General features: G+C 56.2%; 25 protein-coding genes. 9 read left to right on the forward strand and 16 right to left on the reverse strand.

Annotation, left to right across the window (positions count from 1 at the left end; translation table 11 throughout):
• Positions 1-413: 413 nt before the first annotated feature.
• Together alaA and yfbR are read left to right on the forward strand one after the other, a co-directional pair.
• Positions 414-1,631 carry an alanine transaminase AlaA gene (alaA, locus tag RRF55_RS06765; RefSeq protein ID WP_002913185.1) on the forward strand — a complete coding sequence of 406 codons (1,218 nt, stop codon included), beginning with the start codon at positions 414-416 and terminating at the stop codon, positions 1,629-1,631.
• Between the two features lie 81 nt (positions 1,632-1,712).
• A complete protein-coding gene (gene yfbR / locus RRF55_RS06770) occupies positions 1,713-2,312 on the forward strand; it encodes a 5'-deoxynucleotidase (protein WP_002913188.1) in 600 nt (199 codons plus the stop codon).
• Positions 2,313-2,356: 44 nt separating this feature from the next.
• Here yfbR and RRF55_RS06775 read toward each other — a convergent pair whose 3' ends face one another.
• The 4 genes from RRF55_RS06775 to yfbV all read right to left on the reverse strand — a co-directional run bounded on the left by RRF55_RS06775 (position 2,357) and on the right by yfbV (position 5,974).
• Positions 2,357-4,189, reverse strand: a complete 1,833-nt coding sequence (locus RRF55_RS06775) for an SLC13 family permease (RefSeq protein WP_009484760.1) — start codon at positions 4,187-4,189, stop codon at positions 2,357-2,359.
• A gap of 76 nt (positions 4,190-4,265) precedes the next feature.
• On the reverse strand, positions 4,266-4,925 hold the full coding sequence (locus RRF55_RS06780; RefSeq protein WP_064153439.1) for a sugar phosphatase: 660 nt from the start codon (positions 4,923-4,925) through the stop codon (positions 4,266-4,268).
• Positions 4,926-4,936: 11 nt separating this feature from the next.
• Entirely contained in the window at positions 4,937-5,431 is a 495-nt protein-coding gene (locus RRF55_RS06785) for a YfbU family protein (protein WP_002913193.1), read from the reverse strand.
• Positions 5,432-5,518: 87 nt separating this feature from the next.
• Positions 5,519-5,974 carry a terminus macrodomain insulation protein YfbV gene (gene yfbV / locus RRF55_RS06790; RefSeq protein WP_002913194.1) on the reverse strand — a complete coding sequence of 152 codons (456 nt, stop codon included), beginning with the start codon at positions 5,972-5,974 and terminating at the stop codon, positions 5,519-5,521.
• A gap of 337 nt (positions 5,975-6,311) precedes the next feature.
• On the opposite strand from yfbV, the gene ackA reads away from it, so the two are divergent.
• Positions 6,312-7,514 (forward strand): acetate kinase, encoded by a 1,203-nt coding sequence (ackA, locus tag RRF55_RS06795; RefSeq protein ID WP_002913195.1) that lies wholly within the window; start codon positions 6,312-6,314, stop codon positions 7,512-7,514.
• A 200-nt stretch (positions 7,515-7,714) separates the two neighbouring features.
• Positions 7,715-9,862, forward strand: coding sequence for a phosphate acetyltransferase (gene pta / locus RRF55_RS06800; protein WP_002913196.1), 2,148 nt, complete (start codon positions 7,715-7,717; stop codon positions 9,860-9,862).
• Between the two features lie 92 nt (positions 9,863-9,954).
• Here the strand turns inward: pta and yfcD are convergent, their stop codons facing one another.
• From yfcD to yfcF, 3 genes are all read right to left on the reverse strand, one after another.
• Positions 9,955-10,506: an NUDIX hydrolase YfcD gene (gene yfcD, locus RRF55_RS06805; protein ID WP_002913197.1), complete on the reverse strand. Its 552-nt coding sequence runs from the start codon at positions 10,504-10,506 to the stop codon at positions 9,955-9,957.
• A gap of 57 nt (positions 10,507-10,563) precedes the next feature.
• Positions 10,564-11,115 (reverse strand): phosphodiesterase, encoded by a 552-nt coding sequence (gene yfcE / locus RRF55_RS06810; RefSeq protein ID WP_004174991.1) that lies wholly within the window; start codon positions 11,113-11,115, stop codon positions 10,564-10,566.
• A gap of 62 nt (positions 11,116-11,177) precedes the next feature.
• Positions 11,178-11,816, reverse strand: a complete 639-nt coding sequence (gene yfcF, locus RRF55_RS06815) for a glutathione transferase (protein ID WP_004180746.1) — start codon at positions 11,814-11,816, stop codon at positions 11,178-11,180.
• A 180-nt stretch (positions 11,817-11,996) separates the two neighbouring features.
• Here yfcF and yfcG point away from each other — a divergent pair, with 180 nt between their 5' ends.
• From yfcG to RRF55_RS06830, 3 genes are all read left to right on the forward strand, one after another.
• Complete coding sequence (gene yfcG / locus RRF55_RS06820; RefSeq protein ID WP_004174988.1) at positions 11,997-12,626, forward strand: GSH-dependent disulfide bond oxidoreductase; 630 nt, start codon at positions 11,997-11,999, stop codon at positions 12,624-12,626.
• A gap of 65 nt (positions 12,627-12,691) precedes the next feature.
• The gene (gene folX, locus RRF55_RS06825) at positions 12,692-13,054 is read left to right on the forward strand and encodes a dihydroneopterin triphosphate 2'-epimerase (RefSeq protein WP_439419107.1); all 363 of its coding nucleotides are present in this window, start codon (positions 12,692-12,694) and stop codon (positions 13,052-13,054) included.
• An 18-nt stretch (positions 13,055-13,072) separates the two neighbouring features.
• Positions 13,073-13,966 carry a TIGR01777 family oxidoreductase gene (locus RRF55_RS06830; protein ID WP_002913203.1) on the forward strand — a complete coding sequence of 298 codons (894 nt, stop codon included), beginning with the start codon at positions 13,073-13,075 and terminating at the stop codon, positions 13,964-13,966.
• Here RRF55_RS06830 and RRF55_RS06835 read toward each other — a convergent pair.
• Entirely contained in the window at positions 13,946-14,062 is a 117-nt protein-coding gene (locus RRF55_RS06835; protein WP_004217247.1) for a hypothetical protein, read from the reverse strand. The two genes, RRF55_RS06830 and RRF55_RS06835, sit on opposite strands and share 21 nt — an antisense overlap.
• A 119-nt stretch (positions 14,063-14,181) precedes the next feature.
• On the opposite strand from RRF55_RS06835, the gene RRF55_RS06840 reads away from it, so the two are divergent.
• Positions 14,182-14,709: a GNAT family N-acetyltransferase gene (locus RRF55_RS06840; protein WP_004140943.1), complete on the forward strand. Its 528-nt coding sequence runs from the start codon at positions 14,182-14,184 to the stop codon at positions 14,707-14,709.
• A 5-nt stretch (positions 14,710-14,714) separates the two neighbouring features.
• Here RRF55_RS06840 and hisP read toward each other — a convergent pair whose 3' ends face one another.
• The 5 genes from hisP to argT all read right to left on the reverse strand — a co-directional run bounded on the left by hisP (position 14,715) and on the right by argT (position 18,792).
• The gene (gene hisP / locus RRF55_RS06845; RefSeq protein ID WP_002913206.1) at positions 14,715-15,488 is read right to left on the reverse strand and encodes a histidine ABC transporter ATP-binding protein HisP; all 774 of its coding nucleotides are present in this window, start codon (positions 15,486-15,488) and stop codon (positions 14,715-14,717) included.
• 7 nt (positions 15,489-15,495) lie between these two features.
• Complete coding sequence (hisM, locus tag RRF55_RS06850) at positions 15,496-16,212, reverse strand: histidine ABC transporter permease HisM (protein WP_002913207.1); 717 nt, start codon at positions 16,210-16,212, stop codon at positions 15,496-15,498.
• On the reverse strand, positions 16,209-16,895 hold the full coding sequence (locus tag RRF55_RS06855; RefSeq protein ID WP_002913208.1) for a histidine ABC transporter permease HisQ: 687 nt from the start codon (positions 16,893-16,895) through the stop codon (positions 16,209-16,211). The genes hisM and RRF55_RS06855 overlap by 4 nt, the downstream gene beginning before the upstream one ends.
• Positions 16,896-16,959: 64 nt before the next feature.
• Complete coding sequence (gene hisJ / locus RRF55_RS06860; RefSeq protein WP_002913209.1) at positions 16,960-17,742, reverse strand: histidine ABC transporter substrate-binding protein HisJ; 783 nt, start codon at positions 17,740-17,742, stop codon at positions 16,960-16,962.
• Between the two features lie 267 nt (positions 17,743-18,009).
• Entirely contained in the window at positions 18,010-18,792 is a 783-nt protein-coding gene (gene argT / locus RRF55_RS06865) for a lysine/arginine/ornithine ABC transporter substrate-binding protein ArgT (RefSeq protein ID WP_002913210.1), read from the reverse strand.
• Positions 18,793-18,832: 40 nt separating this feature from the next.
• Here argT and RRF55_RS06870 point away from each other — a divergent pair, with 40 nt between their 5' ends.
• Positions 18,833-18,994 (forward strand): hypothetical protein, encoded by a 162-nt coding sequence (locus tag RRF55_RS06870; RefSeq protein WP_004140952.1) that lies wholly within the window; start codon positions 18,833-18,835, stop codon positions 18,992-18,994.
• A gap of 80 nt (positions 18,995-19,074) precedes the next feature.
• On the opposite strand, the gene RRF55_RS06875 is transcribed toward RRF55_RS06870, so the two are convergent.
• From RRF55_RS06875 to cvpA, 3 genes are all read right to left on the reverse strand, one after another.
• Entirely contained in the window at positions 19,075-19,644 is a 570-nt protein-coding gene (locus RRF55_RS06875; protein WP_002913212.1) for a UbiX family flavin prenyltransferase, read from the reverse strand.
• Between the two features lie 135 nt (positions 19,645-19,779).
• Positions 19,780-21,297: an amidophosphoribosyltransferase gene (purF, locus tag RRF55_RS06880; protein ID WP_002913213.1), complete on the reverse strand. Its 1,518-nt coding sequence runs from the start codon at positions 21,295-21,297 to the stop codon at positions 19,780-19,782.
• Positions 21,298-21,330: 33 nt separating this feature from the next.
• Entirely contained in the window at positions 21,331-21,819 is a 489-nt protein-coding gene (cvpA, locus tag RRF55_RS06885; RefSeq protein ID WP_002913214.1) for a colicin V production protein, read from the reverse strand.
• Between the last annotated feature and the right edge of the window lie 162 nt (positions 21,820-21,981).

Here is a 21,981-nt window from a genome sequence, read left to right on the forward strand (position 1 = left end):
ATATTAATTAACAAACCTCAGATTATTACCCGCTAAAAATAATAATAATGTGGTCGCACGCTGTTTTTTATTAAAATTATTTAACATCAAAATTACAAGCCAATCGCGCTTGTATGCAGGATAGCGTTTTTTAGCGACTCCCCCTCCTCCCTCCCCATATTACCGGGCAAACAAACGAGATAAATGATGGCAAAATCGCTACTAAATCTATATTTACGACCAAAAAATCGACATAAAAAGGCATAAGCCACAGACCAAATCCGCAATCGGTAGATAAATCAATTGCGCTTAAAATCCGGCGTCAGCAAAATCTTCTCCTGCAAAGCCTTCAAAACAGCGGGGAGGGGGAGTACATTGTTCCGTGCTGACTTCCACGGCAGGGAGTGGCGATAACAGCTAAAAGGTCAAGATTCATGTCCCCCATCGAAAAATCCAGCAAGTTAGAGAACGTCTGTTATGACATCCGCGGCCCGGTTCTGAAAGAAGCCAAACGTCTTGAAGAAGAAGGCAATAAGGTTCTGAAACTGAACATCGGCAACCCGGCGCCATTCGGCTTCGAGGCCCCTGACGAGATCCTCGTCGACGTCATCCGCAATTTGCCTACCGCCCAGGGTTACTGCGATTCGAAAGGATTGTACTCGGCGCGTAAAGCTATCATGCAGCATTACCAGGCCCGGGGTATGCGCGATGTCACGGTGGAAGACATCTATATCGGCAACGGCGTGTCCGAACTGATTGTGCAGGCGATGCAGGCGCTGTTAAACAGCGGCGATGAGATGCTGGTTCCCGCCCCGGACTACCCGCTGTGGACGGCGGCGGTGTCGCTTTCCAGCGGCAAAGCGGTGCACTATCTGTGTGACGAATCCTCTGACTGGTTCCCGGATCTGGACGACATCCGCGCAAAAATCACACCGCGCACCCGCGGGATCGTGATCATTAACCCTAACAACCCCACCGGCGCGGTCTATTCCAAAGAATTGCTGCAAGAGATCGTGGAGATCGCTCGTCAGCATAATCTGATCATTTTCGCCGATGAAATTTACGACAAGATCCTCTACGACGAAGCCCAGCATCACTCTATTGCCGCCCTGGCGCCGGACCTGCTGACGGTGACCTTTAACGGATTGTCGAAAACCTACCGCGTTGCCGGCTTCCGTCAAGGCTGGATGGTGCTGAATGGCCCGAAAAAACACGCGAAGGGCTATATCGAAGGGCTGGAGATGCTGGCTTCAATGCGTCTTTGCGCCAACGTGCCGGCCCAGCATGCTATCCAGACGGCGCTGGGCGGCTATCAGAGCATCAGCGAATTCATCATCCCCGGCGGACGCCTGTATGAACAACGCAACCGCGCCTGGGAGCTTATCAACGATATTCCGGGCGTCTCCTGCGTGAAGCCAAAAGGCGCGCTGTATATGTTCCCGAAAATCGACGCCAAACGCTTCAATATTCATGACGACCAGAAAATGGTGCTCGACTTCCTGCTGCAGGAGAAAGTCCTGCTGGTGCAAGGCACCGCCTTTAACTGGCCGTGGCCGGATCACGTACGCATCGTGACCCTGCCGCGCGAAGACGACCTGGAGATGGCTATCTCCCGCTTTGGCCGCTTCCTCTCCGGCTACCATCAGCTTTAATCGCGCCGCCGCCGGCATTTGCATCCGGCGGCGATCCCTGCGCACAATGGAACCCGATGTTGTCACTGATTAAGGGTCCCTATGAGTCAGAGTCATTTCTTTGCCCACCTCTCCCGCCTGAAACTGATTAACCGCTGGCCGCTGATGCGCAACGTGCGCACCGAAAATGTCTCCGAACACAGCCTGCAGGTGGCGATGGTCGCCCACGCGCTGGCGGCGATTAAAAACCGCAAATTTGGCGGCCAGGTCAACGCCGAGCGTATCGCCCTGCTGGCGATGTACCATGACGCCTCGGAAGTACTAACTGGCGATCTCCCTACTCCGGTGAAATATTTCAACTCCCAGATTGCCCAGGAATATAAGGCAATTGAAAAAATTGCTCAGCAAAAGCTGGTGGATATGGTCCCTGACGAGCTGCGCGATATTTTCGAGCCGCTGATTGATGAGCATCACTACAGTGAGGAAGAGCAGTCGATCGTTAAACAGGCTGACGCCCTCTGCGCTTACCTGAAGTGCCTCGAAGAGCTGTCTGCAGGCAATAACGAATTTCTGCTGGCCAAAGGTCGGCTGGAAAAGACCCTGGCATCGCGGCGCAGCGCGGAGATGGATTACTTTATGCAAGTGTTCGTCCCAAGCTTCCAGCTGTCGCTGGACGAAATTAGCCAAGATTCGCCGCTGTAAGGTTCTGGCCGGGCGGCGGTTGTGCTCTACCCGGCCAGAATATCTTAAAACGGAAACAGTACCGGGATTAGCAGGACGCAGACCACCATCACCAGTATGGTAAAGGGCACGCCTATTTTGACAAAATCGCTAAATGAGTACTTGCCCGGGCCAAGCACCAGGGTATTAACCGGCGAGGAGACCGGGGTCATAAACGCCGCCGAAGCCGCCATCGCCACCACCATGGCAAAAGGATAGGGTGAGACGCCCATTGACTTCGCCGCCGCTAAGGCAATAGGCGCCATCAGCACCGCCGTGGCGGTGTTTGAGATAAACAGCCCAATCGCCGCGCACATCACGAACAGGCAGCCGAGCATCAGATAAGGCCCCTCGCCTCCGGCGACATCCATCAGTCCCTTCACCACCAGATCCACCCCGCCGGTTTTTTGCAGCGCCAGGGCAAACGGCATCATCCCAACAATCAAAATAATGCTCGGCCAGTGGATCGCCTTGTAGGCGCTTTCGGCATTGATGCAGCGGAATTTGCCCATCAGCAGACAGGCGATAATCGCGGCAATCGGGTTGGGAATTTCATCGGTGAGCATCAGGGCTACCATCAGCACCAGGCAGAAAATCGCATGCGGAGCCTGGCTGTGGGCCGGCGAAGCGTCATCGACCTCAACCGGCATATTGAGCACCACGAAATCCCGGCCGCGCTTCGCCAGCAGGGCAATTTGCCGCCAGTTGCCGACCACCAGCAGGATATCGCCGAGCTGCAGCGGCTCGTCGACCACCGAACCATCCATCGCTTTGCCATCGCGCTTCATGCCGACGATATTGAGACCAAACCGGGTGCGGAAGGCTATCTCACGCACCGTTTTGCCCATCATCTCTGAATCCGGGATCAGCGCCACCTCCGCCATCCCCACATCCAGCGCCTGATCGGCAAAATACTCGCCGCGCAATACCATCGGCTCAAGCATTTGCTCGCCGCAGAACTGGCGTAAATCGACATCGGAGGCGGACATATCGATCAGCAGGACGTCGCGGGCGCGAAATTCCGATACCCCGTTGACGTTGACAATTACCCGGCGGAACCGCCGCCAGCGTTCAACGCCGATCACGTTGGCGCAGTAGCGCTCACGCAGCTTTAAATCATCCAGCCGCTGACCGATCATCGGCGAACCCGGGCGGATGGCCAGCCGGCGAGCGCGGCCGGTGAGGTGATATTCGCGGATCAAATCGCGGAAGGTGCTTCTTTTTCGCCCATCGCGTGCGGAGTCGCCATTATCCGTCTTCAGCATAAAGCGCACCGCCAGCATATAGACGATGCCCAGGATCAGCACCACCAGGCCAATCGGCGTGACGCTGAAAAAGCTGAAGCCGTGCAGTCCCTCGCGCAGCAATTCACTGTTGACCACCAGGTTGGGCGGCGTCGCCACCAGGGTCATCATCCCGCTGATAAGCCCGGCGAAGCTCAGCGGCATCATCAGCCGCGATGGCGAGGTATTCATCCGCGCCGAGACGCTAAGTACCACCGGGATGAAAATGGCGACCACCCCGGTGGAGCTCATAAACGCGCCCAGACCGGCGACGGTGAGCATCAGGTAGATCAGCATTTTGGTTTCGCTGTTCCCCGCCACGCTCACCAGCCATGCCCCCATTTTGGTGGCGACTCCGGTGCGCACCAGGCCATCGCCGATAATAAACAGGGCGGCAATCAGGATCACGTTAGGATCGCTGAATCCGGAAAAAGCTTCATTTAACGTCAGCGTTCCGCTGAGGACAAAGGCGACAATGACCATCAGGGCGATAGCATCCATGCGCACCTTGCCGGTAGCAAACAGCACAACCGCGATGGCCAGGAGGGATAAAACCCAAATCAATTCACCGTTCACAACGTTTCCTTGTCACAAGTGGGAGTCGACATAGTGGCATAAAAAAGCCCCGACGACGCGGGGCGAAATCATGGGTTTACGCTTTAAGACGCACATTTACCACGCCGTCAGTCTGGCGTTCAACCACCAGATCTTCCAGGCTGCTCAGCACGAGGTCGGCTTCACCCAGGCGAGGGGCATCGGCGGGCACGTTGACCGCGATAGTGCGACAGCCGGCCGCCAGTCCGGAGAGGAGCCCCGCCGGCGCATCTTCCACCACCGCGCACTCCCCGGCAGGCAGACCCAGCCGCTCGGCGCCCAGCAGATAGGCGTCCGGCGCCGGTTTGCCGTGTTTCACCTGCTCGGCGGTGACGAACACCTCAGGCATCGGCAGGCCCGCCGCGCGGTGACGCGCGTGGGCAACCGGAATCGAGCCGGAGGTGACAATCGCCCACGGGATCCCGGCCTCATTGAGCGTATTCAACAGGGCTAATGCCCCCGGCAGCGCGACGATACCCTCAATATCAGTGGCTTCTATCTGCTCGAGGTAGCGAAATTCGGCCTGGATATCCTCCTCGCTGCGCCCCGGCATAAAATAGCGAATGGAGGTAATGGCCTGCTTGCCGTGAATAAAACTGAGAATTTCATCATGGTCAATGGCGAAACGATCCCCCCACTTGCACCATGAACGCTCCACCACCGGCAAGGAATCCACCAGCGTCCCGTCTAAATCGAACAGGAAACCTTTACACTGCACGGGCACCTCCCTCAGGCGTTGATAATTTGATTAATTTCATTACTGCTCAGATGATACTGGCGCGGGCAAGCGTGCCAGACGCTCAGCATCCGCTGATATTTCTCCCACATCGGGGTCTGCGAGTTAAAGCCATGGGTACCGGCGTCAAAATGGCTGTAGCGGCCTTCAACGTTGACCATAAAACGCACATAGCCGAGATAACGCGCTTCGGTGGCGGCATCAAACCCGAGGAAGGTGACCCGGCGTTCATCGATACCCGCCGCGTCTTTCAGGTTGGTCCAGGAGACGTGCAGCGCGTGGTACATCTCCATGATATCAATAACGGTACGGCAGGTTTCTTCCGTCAGCTGGCCGAACTCGCGGTCCAGTTCACGCATCTGTAGCCCATACCCACGCTCTATGATGGTTTGCAGACGACGGTAGCGTTCCGCATTATCCGGGTCGAGCATCGTCATCATTTTGTACTGATTGGATAAAATCAGACGCTGCGCATTGGTCATTTCCATGTTGTGACTCCTGTAGCACGGTAGGGCGTGAAATAAAGAAGGCGCATAAATCATGCGCCTTCTTTTATATGCGTTTTCCGTAGTGAATTACAAATCATCAAGGAAAGTTTTATCCAGTTGTTTGAAGGCGCGCTTAAGCGTGTCAGCCAGCGCCTGATAATCGGGCTTGCCTTCGACCGGTGCCAGCGCCTGCCCCGCCTCCTGCAGTTTACCGCGCACTTCATAGAACCAGTTAAGAATGGAGGGCGGCAGCGGCGTCACCGAACGCTTACCCAACCACCAGAGTCCCTGCATCGGCAGGCTCAGCGCAAACAGCGCGGTAGCGACGGCGGGGCCCAGCTGGCCGCCAAGAGCTATCTGCCAGCAGAGGGTAAAAATGGCGATTGGCGGCATGATGCGGATGGCATAGCGGGTGGCACGAATAATGCGGTTTTCAATAAACACCGGTGCGAGGCGCTTGTCGAGAGGCCAGGTCTTTGCGTAATGCTGCCCGCGGTTGAACAAGCTAAAGAAGCTAACGGGGCGTTTCTCAGGGGTCGACATGGCTTTACCTCAACTTTACATATAAAACTTAAAAAATTCGTGCAAAACACCAACTATGCATGACATCGTTCAAAAGATTTTGGCAAAGGATGCCGCAATCAGGTATCCTGTGCCCGCCTGAAAGGGCGGTTAGACTCTTTGCCAGGCTAGTCAAATTATCGCATATTCTGCCATTGGCTGAAAATTATGCAAAATGGCATAAAATCAAATGTACTTCTCTCATCGTGCCCGAAAACAGAACAAGGCATGATGTTAATCATAAATGTCGAGGTCATCCTGCGCTACGCTAATGACACACTGACGTTTTTTTAGCCACGTATCATAAAAAGGTACTTCCATGTCGAGTAAGTTAGTACTGGTTCTGAACTGCGGTAGCTCCTCTCTGAAATTTGCTATCCTTGACGCCGTGAACGGCGACGAATATCTGTCCGGTTTAGCGGAATGCTTCCACCTGCCGGAAGCCCGTATCAAATGGAAAATGGACGGCAGCAAACAAGAAGCCGAGTTAGGCGCGGGCGCCGCGCACAGTGAAGCGCTGAACTTTATCGTTAACACTATTCTGGCACAAAAACCAGAACTGTCTGCTCAGCTGACCGCAATCGGCCACCGTATCGTACACGGCGGTGAAAAATACACCAGCTCCGTGGTGATCGACGAGTCCGTAATTCAGGGTATTAAAGACGCCGCGTCTTTCGCACCGCTGCACAACCCGGCACACCTGATCGGCATCGCTGAAGCGCTGAAATCCTTCCCGCACCTGAAAGACAAAAACGTGGCTGTATTCGATACGGCGTTCCATCAGACCATGCCGGAAGAATCCTATCTCTACGCCCTGCCGTACAGCCTGTACAAAGAGCACGGCGTTCGTCGTTACGGCGCGCACGGCACCAGCCACTTCTACGTGACTCAGGAAGCCGCTAAGATCCTGAACAAGCCGGTGGAAGAGCTGAACATCATCACCTGCCACCTCGGCAACGGTGGTTCTGTTTCCGCTATCCGTAACGGTAAATGCGTTGACACCTCCATGGGTCTGACCCCGCTGGAAGGCCTGGTGATGGGTACCCGCTCCGGTGACATCGATCCGGCCATCATCTTCCATCTGCACGACACCCTGGGCATGAGCGTTGACGCGATCAACAAAATGCTGACCAAAGAGTCCGGCCTGCTGGGTCTGACCGAAGTCACCAGCGACTGCCGCTACGTGGAAGACAACTATCAGGAAAAAGCCGACGCTAAACGCGCGATGGACGTTTACTGCCACCGCCTGGCGAAATACATCGGTTCCTACACCGCGCTGATGGACGGCCGTCTTGACGCCGTTATTTTCACCGGTGGTATCGGTGAAAACGCCGCGATGGTGCGTGAGCTGTCGCTGGGCAAACTGGGCGTACTGGGCTTTGAAGTTGACCATGAGCGTAACCTTGCTGCCCGCTTCGGCAAGTCTGGCTTCATCAACAAAGAAGGCACCCGTCCTGCCGTGGTTATCCCGACCAACGAAGAGCTGGTCATCGCGCAAGACGCCAGCCGTCTGACCGCATAATTCCACATCGCCAGCCCTGACCCGCAATAATTCGAGCTGCAGGAAGGCGGCGAAACAGCAAAACCCCGGCCGCGTACAGCGCGTACGCCACCGGGGTGAGCAAGTAGAGCCAACGCACGTGCAACTTGAAATATGACGGATAGCTGGCGGTGCTGTTTTGTATCCCGCCTGATACTGGCGGTAACGAAAGAGGATATACCGTGTCCCGTACTATCATGTTAATTCCTACCGGTACCAGCGTAGGTCTGACCAGCGTCAGCCTCGGTGTGATCCGCGCTATGGAACGCAAAGGCGTTCGTCTGAGCGTCTTTAAACCTATCGCCCAGCCGCGTTCCGGTGGCGATGCCCCAGACCAGACCACCACCATCGTTCGCGCCAGCTCCTCCACCACCACCGCCGCTGAACCGCTGAAGATGAGCCATGTTGAGTCTCTGCTCTCCAGCAATCAGAAAGATGTGCTGATGGAAGAGATCATTGCCAACTACCACGCGAATACTCAGGACGCGGAAGTGGTGCTGGTGGAAGGCCTGGTACCGACCCGTAAGCATCAGTTCGCCCAGGCGCTGAACTTTGAAATCGCCAAAACGCTGAACGCTGAAATCGTCTTCGTGATGTCTCAGGGCACCGACACGCCAGAACAGCTGAACGAGCGTATCGAACTGACCCGTAACAGCTTTGGCGGCGCCAAAAATACCAGCATCACCGGCGTTATCGTCAACAAACTGAATGCCCCTGTCGACGATCAGGGCCGTACCCGTCCTGACCTGTCGGAAATTTTCGACGACTCGTCGAAAGCAAAAATCGTGAAGATTGACCCGGCTCAGCTGCAGAAAGGCAGCACGCTGCCGGTGCTGGGCGCAGTGCCATGGAGCTTCGATCTGATCGCGACCCGCGCGATCGACATGGCGCACCATCTGAATGCGACCATCATCAACGAAGGCGATATCAATACCCGCCGCGTGAAATCCGTGACTTTCTGCGCGCGCAGCATCCCGCACATGCTGGAACACTTCCGCCCTGGTTCTCTGCTGGTTACCTCCGCAGACCGTCCTGACGTGCTGGTTGCGGCCTGCCTGGCGGCAATGAACGGCGTGGAAATCGGCGCCATTCTGCTGACCGGCGGCTATGAAATGGACGCGCGCATCAGCAAGCTGTGTGAACGCGCTTTCGCGACCGGCCTGCCGGTATTCATGGTCAACACCAACACCTGGCAGACCTCCCTGAGCCTGCAGAGCTTTAACCTCGAAGTACCGGTTGACGATCACGAGCGTATCGAGAAAGTTCAGGAATACGTGGCCAACTACATCAACGCCGACTGGATCGAATCGCTGACCGCGACCTCCGAGCGCAGCCGCCGTCTCTCTCCGCCAGCCTTCCGCTACCAGCTGACCGAGCTGGCGCGCAAAGCCGGCAAACGTGTCGTTCTGCCGGAAGGCGACGAACCACGTACCGTGAAAGCGGCGGCGATTTGCGCCGAACGCGGGATCGCCACCTGCGTCCTGCTGGGTAACCCGGATGAGATCAACCGCGTAGCCGCGGCCCAGGGCGTTGAGCTTGGCGCCGGCATTGAAATCGTCGATCCGGAAGTGGTTCGCGAAAGCTATGTGGGTCGCCTGGTCGAACTGCGTAAGAACAAAGGCATGACCGAAGCGGTCGCGCGTGAGCAGCTGGAAGACAACGTGGTTCTCGGCACCCTGATGCTGGAACAGGACGAAGTCGACGGTCTGGTATCCGGCGCGGTTCACACCACTGCCAACACCATTCGTCCGCCGCTGCAGCTGATCAAAACCGCGCCGGGCAGCTCGCTGGTCTCCTCCGTGTTCTTCATGCTGCTGCCGGAACAGGTTTACGTTTACGGCGACTGCGCGATCAACCCGGACCCGACCGCCGAGCAGCTGGCGGAAATCGCTATTCAGTCCGCTGAATCCGCGATTGCCTTCGGCATCGAACCGCGCGTAGCGATGCTCTCCTACTCCACCGGTACCTCCGGCGCGGGTAGCGATGTCGAGAAAGTCCGCGAAGCGACCCGTCTGGCGCAGGAAAAACGTCCTGACCTGATGATCGACGGCCCGCTGCAGTATGACGCCGCGGTGATGGCTGACGTAGCGAAGTCCAAAGCGCCGAACTCACCGGTAGCTGGCCGCGCGACCGTGTTCATCTTCCCGGATCTGAACACCGGTAACACCACGTACAAAGCGGTACAGCGCTCTGCCGACCTGATCTCCATCGGGCCGATGCTGCAGGGTATGCGCAAGCCGGTCAACGACCTGTCCCGTGGCGCGCTGGTAGACGATATCGTCTATACCATCGCACTGACCGCGATCCAATCGGCTCAGCAGCAGAAGTAATCTGCCGCTGTGGTCAAAGCAAAAGGCAGCCGAATGGCTGCCTTTTTGTCGTCAGGAGGCGAGCGACGATTGCTGTCGCGCGTTTGCGATCTTTATTCGCGCTCGCTCTCTTCCGCATCATCATACTCATTACCGGCGTTGCGGGTCATCCACAGCGCCAGCGCTTTCAGGGAGTCCGGCGTGAACTCATCGCAGCGGGCGGTGATCTCTTCCGGCGTTAACCAGCACACCTCGCTGACCTCTTCTTCCTGCAGGGCGAACGGCCCGTGGGAGACGCAGCTAAACAGACTTCCCCAGACGCGGCAGAATTTGTCTTCGTAATAAAACTGGCCGTGATCGGCAAACGGCACCCCGGCGATGCCTAACTCCTCTTCCGCCTCGCGACGGGCCGATTCCAGCAGCTGCTCATCAGCCTGCACGACGCCGCCAGCGGTGGCATCCAGCATGCCCGGATGAAAGTCTTTTGTCTCGGTGCGTCGCTGCACCAGAATTTTCCCCATTCCGTCATGAACGACGATATAGGTCGCCCGGTGGCGCAGGCACTGCGCGCGCATTTGCTCGCGGCTGGACTGTGCTATCACCTCATTGTTTTCATTAACAATATCGACCCATTCTGTGCTTGCCAAATGATTCTGTTCCGCCATCAGGAAACCTTACTTTAAATGCGCTCTCGCGGCGCGTCTTTATGATTGAGGGCTAAATTACGGGTAAATTGCAACCTCTGCAATAACCTGATTATCATTGAGTGCTAAAACCTGCAGCCGCCCCTGATCCAGCAGCCCATAGCTGGCGGAATATCCCCCTTTCGGGATACTCACTGAGCCGGGATTAAAGAGGTAAATTGCGCCGCGTTTTTCCGCGACCGGTATATGAGTATGGCCATATGCCAGGACATCGCCAGCGGCCAGCGGCGGCAGATTATCCGGACTATAGAGATGCCCGTGGGTCAGAAACAGGCGATAGCGTTCGCTAAGCACCTGCTGCCAGGGCGCGGTCATTGGAAAACGAAGCAGCATCTGATCCACTTCGCTGTCGCAGTTGCCGCGAACGGCAACAATGCGTTCCGCCACGCTGTTCAACCGCTCCGCCACCTCACCCGGCGCATACCCCTCAGGCAGCGCGTTGCGCGGACCGTGATTGAGCACATCGCCGAGTATGATCAGCCACCTGGCGCCGCTTTGCGCGAACCGTTCAAGCACGCGTTCCGTGGCGGGCAGCGAACCATGAATATCGGAGGCAAACATCAGCTTCATAGGTTCCATCTCCACTGGTTACGATGCCTCTATGATAGCGGAAGCGCGGCGGGTTATCAGCCTCAGCGTTTGGCGGAAAGCGCCACGTAACGCTGGATTGAGGCCCGCTGCCACTGGAAAGACGCATAATCAGCCAGCGCCTCCGGTACCTTATCGCCATTGAGAACCAGGCGATTGAGCATCAGCGCCAGGTCTGCGTCGGCAATAGACCATTCGCCAAATAAATTTTGCCCGCCGTGGGCCAGTAGCGTGGTGGCGGTGGCAAACAGCTTTTCCGCAGATTGCCTGCCGGCCTCGCTGAGGTCCGGCATTTTCGCCCCGTCAAACACCACAGCGGTGGATCGCTCTTCACGAATTGGCATCAGATCGCTGCGCAGCCAGGCCTGGATCTGCCGGGCGCGGGCTCGTTTTTGCAGATCATGCGGGTAGATGCGCTCCCACTCCGGCGGCGCAAAACGCTCATCCAGATACTCGGTAATCGCCGAAGACTCACTTAGCGCGAAATCATCAACCTCCAGCAGCGGTACGCGACGGGTGGCGGCATAGCCTGTCCAGCCCGCCTGCAGATGTTCGCCGCGGTTCAGGTCGACGGTTTTAAGGGTAAAAGGCAGGCTTTTTTCCTGCAGAGCGACATAGACAGACATCACGTACGGTGAGAAAAAATCGGCATCGGACCACAGGGTAATGACAGGCTGGCTCATAGCTTCCTCAAGGGTGGTAGACAGGACAATAAGCCAACATAGCCTGTCTTACAGGCGATGTCACTGCTCGAACGCGGACGACTCGTCGCCTGGCTGCCGGGTCGCTTGCGGAATTTCTCCCGGGTGGCGCAGCTTCACCTATACTCGAACAGTTTGCGACCCACGACGGCGGGAAATATTATGATCGATCTTTACTATGCACCCACCCCAAACGGCCACAAAATCACCCTGTTCCTCGAAGAGGCGGAGCTAGCCTATCGGCTAATTCGGGTCGATATCGGCAAAGGGGAACAATTTCATCCGCAGTTTCTGGCGATTTCGCCGAATAATAAAGTTCCGGCTATCGTCGACCACATGCCTGCTGACGGCGGGGCGCCATTGAGCGTTTTCGAGTCCGGCGCCATCCTGCTCTATCTGGCGGAAAAAAGCGGTAAGCTGCTGAGCGGCGAGCTGCGGGAACGCTACGTCACGCTGCAGTGGCTGTTCTGGCAGGTCGGCGGGCTGGGGCCGATGCTGGGGCAAAATCAACATTTTTCCCACTCCGCGCCGCAAACCGTGCCCTACGCTATTGAACGTTTTCAGGTGGAAACCCAACGACTGTATGGGGTGCTAAATCAGCGTCTGGGATGCAGCCCGTGGCTTGGCGGCGACCACTACAGTATCGCCGACATCGCCGCCTGGCCCTGGGTGAACTGCCATGTCCGACAGCGTATCGATCTGGCGAACTATCCGGCGGTGCACAACTGGTATGAGCGCATTAAGCAGCGGCCGGCAACGGCGGAAGCGATGTTAAAAATTCAGCTTTATTAACCCCCTGCTCGCCCGTCGCGCTTTGTTGTATGATTGCAGGACTTACACCACGGAGGAAGCCTGCAATGTCTCAACCAGACGCCATTATTCGTATTAAGAACCTGCGCCTGCGGACTTTTATTGGTATTAAAGAGGAAGAGATCGCCAACCGCCAGGACGTGGTAGTGAATGTAGCCATTCACTACCCTGCCGATAAAGCGCGCGACAGCGAGGACATCAATGATGCGCTGAACTATCGCACCATTACCAAGCGCATAATCAGCCATCTTGAGAATGGCCGTTTTTCGCTGCTGGAAAAATTAACTCAGGATGTGCTGAATATCGCATGCGAACATCACTGGGTCACATATGCTGAAGTGGAGATTGATAAACTTCATGCGCTGCGCTATGCCGACTCGGTGTCCATGACCATGAGCTGGTGTCGCTAACCATGTCAGGGAGGTGGTATGAAGATCCTGCTTACTGGTGGTACCGGCCTGATTGGCCGACATCTGATACCCAGATTGCTGGAGCTCGGGCATAGCGTCACGGTCTCCACGCGACATCCGGATACCGCCCGCGCCCGTCTCGATCCGCGCGTCACCCTGTGGCGCGATTTCGAGGGCCATCACCACCTCAATGATATTGATGCCGTCATCAATCTGGCGGGTGAACCCATCGCTGATAAACGCTGGACGGCCGAGCAGAAACAACGCTTGTGCCATAGCCGCTGGGATCTCACGCAGCGGCTGGTGGGCCTGATCCACGCCAGCGACACCCCTCCCTCCGTGCTGATCAGCGGGTCTGCCATCGGCTACTATGGCGACCTCGGCGAGGTGGTGGTGACCGAAGAAGAGCCACCGCACAATGAGTTTACCCATAAGCTGTGCGCCCGCTGGGAACAAATTGCCTGCGAAGCGCAAAGCGAGCGCACCCGCGTCTGCCTGCTGCGCACCGGCGTGGTACTGGCTCCGCGGGGCGGTATTCTCGGCAAAATGACACCCGCCTTTAAGCTCGGCCTCGGCGGGCCTATCGGCAACGGCAGACAGTACCTGGCCTGGATCCATATCGACGATATGGTTAACGGCATTCTGTGGCTGCTGGATAACGATCTGCGCGGTCCGTTCAATATGGTTTCTCCCTACCCGGTGCATAACGAGCAGTTCGCCCATGCGCTGGGTCATGCGCTCCATCGACCGGCGATTTTCCGCGTTCCCGCCGCCGCTATCCGCCTGTTGATGGGGGAATCCGCCGTCCTGGTGCTTGGCGGCCAGCGCGCGCTGCCAAAGCGTCTGGAGGCCGCCGGCTTTGCCTTCCGCTGGTACGATCTGGACGAAGCGCTAAAGGATGTGCTGAGTTAATGGCTGACACAGGGGAGCATTGGCTCCTCTGATTCCATTCTGCTGGCTCATGCTCCACGCCTGGATGGCCTCACCCTGGCGCTGCAGCATCGCCATATTCAGGACAACCAGCGCCCTTAATCGCCTGAATTCACCGCCAGCCGGCCGGTTCGCCGGTGTTACCTGGCAAAGCAAAGTGCTAAGGTAGGCTTTTCTTTCTGCGTATTGACTGCTTTATGACGACCATCACCACACCACGCCTTTCGCTTACCCGCTTTGTTACCGATGACTGGCCCTTTTTTCTGCGCCTGCGCCAGGATCCGCAGGTGATGCGTTTTATGGGGGAGGTGTTAAGCGAGGAGGCGCTGCGCAGCGTCTTCGTCAGTCGCTGTGCCGATCCCGGGGTGTTTGTATTGCGCGATAAATTCGGCGAGGCGCTGGGCGATATTGGGCTCCGCATCAGTCCGAAAAATCCGCACGAAGCTGACGTCGGCTACGCGCTGCTGCCTCAGGCTCAGGGAAAAGGCTATGCCAGCGAAGCGCTGCGGGCGGTCTGCGAGTATGGTTTCACCACCCTGGGGGTGCAGGCCATCAATGCCTGGGTGCTGGGTGAAAACCGTGGCTCATCGCGCCTGCTGGAGAAGCAAGGCTTTGTGCGCACCCAGGTGCTGGAGAAAGCCTATCATCTGAACGGCGTCGATTACGATGACTGGATCTATCGGCTGGAGCGGGAAGCTCATCCGGCGTCCGCAGACGCCGGATGAGCCGATTATTTCAGCGAACCTTTCAGAAACTGCTGCAGGCGCGGGCTTTTCGGCGCGCCAAACAGCGCATCCGGATGCCCTTCTTCTTCAATTTTACCCTGATGCAGAAAAATGACATGTGAAGAGACGTGGCGGGCAAAGCCCATTTCATGGGTCACCACCACCATGGTTTTTCCCTCTTCCGCCAGCTGCTGCATAATGCGTAACACTTCGCCCACCAGTTCCGGATCCAGCGCGGAGGTCGGCTCATCAAACAGCAGCACTTCCGGTTCCATCGCCAGTGCGCGGGCAATAGAGACACGCTGCTGCTGGCCACCGGAAAGATGCACCGGATACTTCGCCTGCTGACGTTCGTCTATCCCGACCTTGGCCAGATATTTTACCGCCCGTTCGCGCGCTTCCTGTTTGCTTAAGCCCAGCACCTGAATCGGTGCTTCCATGACGTTCTCCAGCACCGTCATGTGGCTCCACAGATTGAAATGCTGAAACACCATGGTCAACCGGGTGCGCAGCAGGCGCAACTGGTTCTTATCGGCCACCTTCAGCTGGCCGTCTTTATCCCGTACCAGACCAATATTTTGGCCGCTGACGACGATCGTGCCTTCGCTCGGTTTTTCAAGGAAGTTAATACAGCGCAAAAAGGTACTTTTTCCGGAACCCGATGAACCGATGATGCTGATAACGTCCCCGGCTTTCGCCTGCAGCGAGACGCCCTTCAGCACCTCGTGTTCCCCATAGCGTTTATGCAGATCGATAACGTTTAATTTATTGTCGGACATGGCGTTCTCAATGCGTCGAAGAAGGTTTGATATGCTGCAACCAGCGCTTTTCCGCTTTACGGAACAAGCTAATCAGCACATACGAGATAATTAAATAGAGCACCGCGGCGATGCCAAACGCGGTGAACGGCTGATAGGTGGCCGAGTTGATATCGCGGGCGATTTTCAGCAGATCCGGTACCGTAGCGGTAAACGCCAGCGCGGTAGAGTGCAGCATGAGGATCACTTCGTTACTGTAGGCCGGCAGTGCAATCCGCAGCGCGGAAGGCAGAATAATGCAGCGATACAGTTTGACCGAAGAGAAGCCGTAGGCCCGCGCCGCTTCAATTTCTCCGGCGGGTACTGAGCGGATCGCGCCGGCGAAAATTTCAGTGGTATAGGCGCAGGTATTCAGGGTTAACGCCAGTACCGTGCAGTTTAGCCCGCTGCGGAAAAAAGCGTTCAACAGCTCCGTGCCTTTGACGATTTCCAGGGTATACATGCCGGAGTAAAAAACCAGCAGTTGCACATACAGCGGCGTGCCGCGAAATATGTAAGTGAACAGCCAGATGGGGAACTGGATAAACTTATTGCTCGAGACGCGGCCGATGGCCAGAAACACCGCCAGGATGCCCCCCATTACCACTGAAGAGATCAGCAACCATAAGGTAATCGCCACGCCGGTAAAGCGATAGCCGTCGGTCCACAGTAGTGATTTCCAGTACTCCTGAATAATTTCAATCACAGGTCAGCCCTCTTCACGCCAACGGTATAGCGGCGTTCGAGCAGCAGCAGTACGCCATTAGAAACGGTGGTAAACACCAGATAAATCAGGCCGCAGACGATGGCGAAGTAGAACGGCTGCCAGGTGCTTTTCCCGGCCAGCTGCGTGGCTTTGACCACATCCTCCAGCCCCAGCAACGAGACCAGCGCCGTCGCCTTGAGGATAACCTGCCAGTTGTTGCCTATCCCCGGCAGCGCGTAGCGCATCATCGCCGGGAAGAGAATACGCCGGAACGTCTGCCCGCCGCTAAAGCCAAAGGCGGTAGCCGCTTCGATATGCCCCTTCGGCACCGCCAGGTAGGCGCCGCGGAAGGTTTCCGTAAAATAGGCGCCATAGATAAAGCCAAGGGTAATAATCCCGGCGATCATCGGATCGATATCAAACTGGGCCATGCCCAGCGCGTCGGTAACGCTGTTTAGCGCAATCTGCAGGCCGTAGAAAATCAGCAGCATCAGCACCAGATCGGGCACGCCGCGGATCAGAGTGGTATAGCCTTCAAACACCAGCGCCAGTGGACGATTGCTCGATAACTTTGCGCCAGCGCCCGCCAGCCCTATCAGGACGGCGAGAACGACCGAGCTGAGCGCAAGCTCCAGGGTGACGAGCGCACCCTGCAAAATAACCTGTGAAAACCCATACAGCATGCTGCCTACCCTGTCTGTCATTCACCATTGCGCGCGAAACGCGCGCAATGGCGAGGCGTGAGAATTATTCGCCGTATACGTTAAAATCGAAATATTTTTTCGCCAGCTTGTCGTAGGTGCCGTCCTTACGCATCTCTGCAAACGCCTTGTTCAGCGCTTCACGCAGTTCGTTGTCTTCCTTACGCAGCCCCATACCGGTGCCAACACCAAACAGTTTCTCGTCTTTGATTGACGGGCCACCAAACTGGTAATCTTTACCAATAGGCTGTTTCAGGAACCCTTCGCTGGCCGCGACCTCATCCTGGAACGCGGCGTCGATCCGGCCGGCGGTCAGGTCGGAATAGATATTGTCCTGCCCCTGATAGGAGACAATTTCGATACCTTTCGGCGCCCAGTGCTCATTGCCATAGGTTTCCTGAGTCGTCCCCTGCAGCACGCCCACGCGCTTACCCTTGAGGGTGGCGAGATCCGGCGTTACCGGGCTGCCCTTTTTCACCACCAGACGCGAATCTGCCGCATACAGCTTGTCAGTGAAGGCAATTTCCTGCTGGCGCTTTTCAGTAATCGACAGCGAAGACATAATCGCGTCGATTTTCTTCGCTTTTAAGGAGGGGATCAGCGCATCCAGCGGGTTTTCAACAAAGGTACATTGCGTATTAATACGCTTACACAGCTCTTTTGCCAGATCGATATCAAAACCGACCAATTCTCCCTGCGCATTCTTCGATTCGAAGGGAGCATAAGTCGGATCGGTACCGATACGAATTTTTTGCGGGATGGCGGCAAAGACCGTGGAAACGCTGGAAAGGGCCAGCGCTAAAGAGAGAGACAACGCCAGTTTTTTCATAACTATCCTCGACAGACTGTCATTCTAACGGGTTTATTAGAACTATTTACGCCAGTTATCGTGCCATTATTCGCCCCTTAAGGGCAAAGATTTATGCACCAGAAAGGCCGATTTTTTGCATCAGAAACGCTTAACTATGCATTTTTTAGCCAAAAAACTGGCTGCTTTTGCACTGAAATGATCCACAGCGCGTTTAGATGCACCCTTTTGGGACATGGATACGAACCTGGCGGCAGGCCCACCCCATTGTGCGGGCCTGCAGCAGTCTTAGTCGCCGTACACGTTAAAATCGAAGTATTTCTTCGCCATTTTGTCGTAGGTGCCGTCTTTACGCATCTCGCCCAGCGCTTTATCAAACGCGGCTTTCAGCTCGGCGTCGTCCTTACGCAGGCCGATACCGGTGCCGTCGCCAAAGTACTTTTTGTCTTTAACGGACGGGCCGGCGAAGGCGAAATCTTTCCCGGCAGGCTGTTTCAGGAAGCCTTCGCTGGCGGCGACTTCATCCTGCAGCGCCGCATCCAGACGGCCAGCTGCGAGGTCTGAATAGATCAGATCCTGGTTCTGGTAAGCCACCACGTCAACGCCCTGGCTGCGCCAGCGGTCGTTAGCATAGGCTTCCTGAGTAGAACCCTGCAGCACGCCGACGTGCTTGCCTTTCAGCGCCTCCAGCGTCGGCTGGATCGGCGACCCTTTGGCGGCGATCAGACGCGAGTCAGCGGCATATAGCTTGTCAGAGAAGGCGATCTCTTGCTGGCGCTTCTCGGTAATAGAGAGGGAAGAGATGATGGCGTCGATTTTCTTCGCTTTGAGGGAGGGGATCAGGGAGTCAAAATCACTGCCGACCCAGGTACATTTCACCTTAATTCGGGAGCACAACTCATTGCCTAAATCGATATCAAAACCAACAAAGTCCCCTTTCGCGTCTTTCGACGAAAATGGCGCATAGGTCGCGTCGGTGCCAATGCGAATGCTCTGCGGCAGAGCAGCAAACACGCTGGCCGTGCTGCTCATTCCCACGAGTAAAGAGAGAGCCAGAATCGTCTTCTTCATACAGTACCCTTAAGTGTCGTGATGTGGTGCGTTGCTTGTTATGGTGATTGCCGATCAATCCTGCAGTTTTTGTGCCATCTTCCCGGTGCGTGCCGGGAACAGGGTTAAATTTGTTAAAATAAAGTTGCAGGATTGTCTTAAAAGGGAAGATACCAGCATTACTGGCGAAACCGCAGCGCCTGAGCGCAAAAAGACGAAATAAATGTCGAGGATTTGATCGCGGCAACAAATTTGCACCACCGCAGCGCAAGCGTACATTTCATGCACCACTATAGTGCGACACTAGGCCCCCTGCCAGCGGGTAAACAAGTCGTGCTCCAGACTAATATCAAATTGATCGAGTACCCGATTGACGGTCTGGTTGATGACATCGTCCAGGCTTTGTGGCCGGTGGTAAAAAGCTGGTACAGGCGGCATTATCACCGCCCCCAGCTCTGCGGCCTGAACCAGCAGACGCAGATGGCCCAAATGGAACGGCGTTTCCCGCACGCAGAGCACCAGCGGACGACGCTCTTTCAGCACGACATCCGCCGCCCGGGTCAGCAGGCCATCCGTATAGCTATGGACAATGCCCGAGAGCGTCTTCATTGAGCAGGGTAAAATCACCATCCCGGCGGTTTTAAACGAACCGGAAGAGATACTGGCGGCGATATCGCGGGCGTCATGCACCACATCGGCTAGCGCCTGCACCTCACGTACGGAGTAGTCGGTCTCCATGGCCAACGTCTGGCGCGCCGCCTGGCTGAGGATGAGATGAGTTTCAATATCCGGCACATCTCTTAGCACCTGCAGCATCCGCACGCCGTAAATGGCGCCGCTGGCGCCGGAAATGCCAATAATCAGTCGTTTCACGTTCTGTTACCCCTTGCGCGTGTGCCGCAGACTTTGCCGGATTATAGCCTCTGGCGCAACTATTGACGCACAGTTGAGGGGAGAAAAAAAGCCCGCCGTCCTTTCGGTACGGCAGGCCCGCGACGCGTGAACGGCTTAACCCTCGTTGTGCATCTCGAGGTTTTCGACTTCGTTCTGCAGCTGGACCGCTTTGGCATCATCGTTACGCAGGGAGTCAAGATAGTCGAGGTACTGCTGGTCGACATCCCGGGTCACATATACGCCGTTGAACACCGAGCATTCAAACTGCTGAATATCCGGGTTCTCCGCGCGCACCGCGTCGATCAGATCGTTGAGATCCTGGAAAATCAGGCCGTCGGCGCCAATGATCTGGCGGATCTCATCCACTTCGCGGCCATGGGCGATCAGTTCGTTGGCGGTCGGCATATCGATACCGTACACGTTCGGGAAACGAATTTCCGGCGCAGCGGAGGCGAGATACACTTTTTTCGCCCCTGCTTCACGCGCCATCTCAATGATCTGCTCCGAGGTGGTGCCGCGTACAATGGAATCATCGACCAGCAGCACGTTCTTATCGCGGAATTCCGCACGGTTGGCGTTGAGCTTACGGCGAACAGATTTACGACGCAGCTGCTGACCGGGCATGATAAACGTCCGGCCGACGTAGCGGTTCTTCACGAAGCCCTGACGATAAGGTTTGTCGAGAATGCGGGCGATTTCCAGCGCGATGTCGCAGGAGGTCTCCGGGATCGGAATAACAACGTCAATATCCAGATCTTCCCACTCGCGGGCAATCTTTTCGCCCAGCTTAGTCCCCATGTTGACGCGGGCGCTGTAGACGGAAATTTTGTCAATAAACGAGTCCGGACGGGCAAAATAGACGTACTCGAACAGGCACGGGTTGCTGACCGGATTATCGGCACACTGACGGGTATAGAGCTGGCCCTTCTCGGTAATATAGACCGCTTCGCCCGGCGCCACATCGCGCAGGAATTCAAAACCAAGCGTATCAAGGGCCACGCTCTCCGAGGCCACCATATACTCGGTGCGACCGTCGCCAACGTCACGTTTACCCAGCACCAGCGGACGAATGCCGTTAGGGTCGCGGAAGGCCACCATGCCATGCCCGATGATCATCGCCACGCACGCGTACGCGCCGCGGATCAGGCGGTTGGTCGCCGCAATCGCCGCGAAGATGTTGTCCGCTTCCAGCGGGTAGTGACGGAAGTTATCCAGCTCACTGGCGAAAATATTGAGGAGGATTTCGGAATCAGAGGTGGTATTGATATGGCGGCGTTTTTCTTCAAACAGCTTTTTACGCAGCTCGTGCGCATTGGTCAGGTTGCCGTTATGCGCCAATGTGATGCCATACGGCGAGTTAACGTAAAACGGCTGCGCCTCGGAGGCGCTGGAGCTGCCCGCCGTAGGATAACGCACGTGGCCAATACCCATATTGCCCTGCATACGCTGCATGTGGCGGGCCTCGAATACGTCGCTTACCAGCCCGTTAGCCTTACGCAACCGGAAGCAGTTGTTGGCATCAATGGTGATGATGCCAGCGGCATCCTGTCCACGGTGCTGGAGCACCGTTAGCGCATCATAAATCGACTGGTTAACCGGCATAACACCGGCGATACCGACAATACCGCACATACGTCTTTTCCTCGTTCAGCAACGACCTAAAGTCTATACTTTAGGCAAGAAACTTGACGAGCTTTGCAGGTATTCAAAAAACCATCTGATGACGGGGGTAAAATAGGGAATAAACTGCGACTGATGCCAGTCATCGCTCTTCGCCATCCCGGTAAAGGTGTCCAGGAAGAACAGGATAGCGGCGATGATCAGCACCCCACGTAGCGCGCCGAAGCAGATCCCCAATACCCTGTCGGTTCCTGACAAACCGGTCTTCTCCACCAGCTGGCCTATCACATAGTTCACGATAGCGCCAACGATGAGCGTCACGATAAACAGCGCCGCAATAGCAATCCCATTTCGAACCCGTTCATCCTCAAAGCCCGTAAACCAGACAGACAGGTCAGCGTAGTAATGGCTGGCGACATAAAACGCGCAACCCCACGTGACTAACGATAAAGCTTCGCGAACAAAGCCGCGGATCAGGCTGACCAGGCAAGAAAGACCCAGCACCGCCATAATGGCGTAATCAATCCAGACCATATACGTCCCACGATTTACGCCCTGTCGTCCAGTTCGGGGCGCATTCTAACAGAAAAAGAAAACGTTTGCGTAGGGATTTCCATGCCCTACAGAAATAAAAATGGCGCTGAAAAAACATTCAACGCCAGACTGCCTTTCGCCTCTTCAGGGCGGCTGAGACAG

The organism is Klebsiella sp. K47 (assembly GCF_051858335.1).
Classification (GTDB): domain Bacteria; phylum Pseudomonadota; class Gammaproteobacteria; order Enterobacterales; family Enterobacteriaceae; genus Klebsiella; species Klebsiella pneumoniae.

What these genes read in the sequence shown, in the direction of transcription:
- RRF55_RS06840 (WP_004140943.1), top strand. Translation starts at nt 14,182, where the DNA reads ATGACGACCATCACCACACCACGCCTTTCGCTTACCCGCTTTGTTACC.
- yfcG (WP_004174988.1), top strand. Translation starts at nt 11,997, where the DNA reads ATGATCGATCTTTACTATGCACCCACCCCAAACGGCCACAAAATCACC.
- hisP (WP_002913206.1), bottom strand. Translation starts at nt 15,488, where the DNA reads ATGTCCGACAATAAATTAAACGTTATCGATCTGCATAAACGCTATGGG.
- folX (WP_439419107.1), top strand. Translation starts at nt 12,692, where the DNA reads ATGTCTCAACCAGACGCCATTATTCGTATTAAGAACCTGCGCCTGCGG.
- RRF55_RS06855 (WP_002913208.1), bottom strand. Translation starts at nt 16,895, where the DNA reads ATGCTGTATGGGTTTTCACAGGTTATTTTGCAGGGTGCGCTCGTCACC.
- yfbR (WP_002913188.1), top strand. Translation starts at nt 1,713, where the DNA reads ATGAGTCAGAGTCATTTCTTTGCCCACCTCTCCCGCCTGAAACTGATT.
- hisJ (WP_002913209.1), bottom strand. Translation starts at nt 17,742, where the DNA reads ATGAAAAAACTGGCGTTGTCTCTCTCTTTAGCGCTGGCCCTTTCCAGC.
- RRF55_RS06830 (WP_002913203.1), top strand. Translation starts at nt 13,073, where the DNA reads ATGAAGATCCTGCTTACTGGTGGTACCGGCCTGATTGGCCGACATCTG.
- yfcF (WP_004180746.1), bottom strand. Translation starts at nt 11,816, where the DNA reads ATGAGCCAGCCTGTCATTACCCTGTGGTCCGATGCCGATTTTTTCTCA.
- yfcE (WP_004174991.1), bottom strand. Translation starts at nt 11,115, where the DNA reads ATGAAGCTGATGTTTGCCTCCGATATTCATGGTTCGCTGCCCGCCACG.
- alaA (WP_002913185.1), top strand. Translation starts at nt 414, where the DNA reads ATGTCCCCCATCGAAAAATCCAGCAAGTTAGAGAACGTCTGTTATGAC.
- RRF55_RS06870 (WP_004140952.1), top strand. Translation starts at nt 18,833, where the DNA reads ATGGTGATTGCCGATCAATCCTGCAGTTTTTGTGCCATCTTCCCGGTG.
- purF (WP_002913213.1), bottom strand. Translation starts at nt 21,297, where the DNA reads ATGTGCGGTATTGTCGGTATCGCCGGTGTTATGCCGGTTAACCAGTCG.
- ackA (WP_002913195.1), top strand. Translation starts at nt 6,312, where the DNA reads ATGTCGAGTAAGTTAGTACTGGTTCTGAACTGCGGTAGCTCCTCTCTG.
- yfbV (WP_002913194.1), bottom strand. Translation starts at nt 5,974, where the DNA reads ATGTCGACCCCTGAGAAACGCCCCGTTAGCTTCTTTAGCTTGTTCAAC.
- argT (WP_002913210.1), bottom strand. Translation starts at nt 18,792, where the DNA reads ATGAAGAAGACGATTCTGGCTCTCTCTTTACTCGTGGGAATGAGCAGC.
- RRF55_RS06835 (WP_004217247.1), bottom strand. Translation starts at nt 14,062, where the DNA reads ATGGCGATGCTGCAGCGCCAGGGTGAGGCCATCCAGGCGTGGAGCATG.
- yfcD (WP_002913197.1), bottom strand. Translation starts at nt 10,506, where the DNA reads ATGGCGGAACAGAATCATTTGGCAAGCACAGAATGGGTCGATATTGTT.
- cvpA (WP_002913214.1), bottom strand. Translation starts at nt 21,819, where the DNA reads ATGGTCTGGATTGATTACGCCATTATGGCGGTGCTGGGTCTTTCTTGC.
- RRF55_RS06785 (WP_002913193.1), bottom strand. Translation starts at nt 5,431, where the DNA reads ATGGAAATGACCAATGCGCAGCGTCTGATTTTATCCAATCAGTACAAA.